General features: G+C 74.7%; 1 protein-coding gene. It reads left to right on the forward strand.

From position 1 onward, the window contains the following. Positions 1 to 1255 (forward strand): IS30 family transposase (locus ABHR63_RS09970; protein WP_346966005.1); only part of this gene is annotated, 1255 nt, incomplete at its 5' end. Positions 1256 to 1259 lie beyond the last annotated feature (4 nt).

The following is a 1259-nucleotide window of genomic DNA, read 5'->3' on the forward strand; positions in this document are numbered from 1 at the left end:
CCCGAGGGCCTACGGAAGGCTCACGAGGCACGAGCGGGACACGGTCCAGAGGATGCTGGAGCGCGGGGCCTCGTGCAGGGAGATCGCGAGGGAGCTGGGCAGGTCGCCCTCGACGGTGAGCGCCGAGGTGGCGTCGCACAGGTTCGTGACGGCGCCGAAGCCCAGGCGCGGCGAGCGCGTCGACGGCTCGGCCGACCTGTCGGCGGCCTGCCCGCGCCTGGCGGCGTGGCCGCGCTGCTGCAACGGGTGCGGCCGGTACCGCGCGATGGGCTGCAAGCGCCGCCCGCACGTCTTCTACGAGGCCCGCGCCGCGCAGCTGTGCGCGGACTCGGTGCTCGTCTCGTCCAGGCGCGGGATCGACGCCGACGAGCCGGCCGCGGCGGCCAGGCTGGAGGCCATCAGGGACTGCCTGCGCCGGGGGCTCTCGCCCGAGCAGATGGCCGCATGCAACGGAGGGCCGGTGGACCTGTCGCCGTCGACCATCTACCGCTGGGTCTCGGCGGGCTACGACGGCATGACCAACATGGAGCTCAGGCGCAAGGTCGGCTACAGGCCGAGGAGGCGCGCCGCCGTCCGGGCGGCCACGCGCCACTCCGCCCGCAGGTCATACGCCGCGTTCCTCGCCCTCGGGGAGGACGCGTGCGCCGCGGCCTGGGAGATGGACACCGTCGAGGGCGCCCGGGAGGACTCGGCCTGCCTGCTCACGCTGCTCCACCGCCCCAGCAGGCTCCAGCTGGCGCTCCTGCTCGGGGAGAAGACCTCCGGGTGCGTCGCGGCCGCCCTGGAGGGCGTCCGGGCGGTCCTCGGCGCAGACGGGGCGCGCCGCGTGTTCCGCGCCGTGCTCACCGACAACGGCGCCGAGTTCTCCGACGAGGGCGCGATCGCCGCGCTCCTCGGCGAGGGGCCCGGCGAGACGAGGCTGTTCTACTGTGACCCGCGCCGCAGCGACCAGAAGGGCGCCTGCGAGCGCAACCACGTCGAGATCAGGAAGCTGCTGCCCAAGGGCGCCGGGCTCAGGTTCGACCGGCTATCCCCGGCCGACCTGGCGCTCGCCATGTCGCACGTGAACTCCGAGCCCCGCGGCGCGCTCGGCTTCTCGACGCCCGCGCGCGCCTTCAGGGCGATGCTCGGGGACGATGCGGCGGCGCTGCTTGACGCCTACGGCGTGGAGGATGTGCCTCTGGCCGAGCTCGACCTGACGCCGGGGCTCATCGAGAGGGCGCGCGCGGAGAGGGGCGATGCCCCGCTGGCCTAGCCTG

Origin of the sequence: Collinsella aerofaciens (assembly GCF_039752775.1) — a bacterium.
Classification (GTDB): Bacteria; Actinomycetota; Coriobacteriia; order Coriobacteriales; family Coriobacteriaceae; genus Collinsella; species Collinsella aerofaciens_R.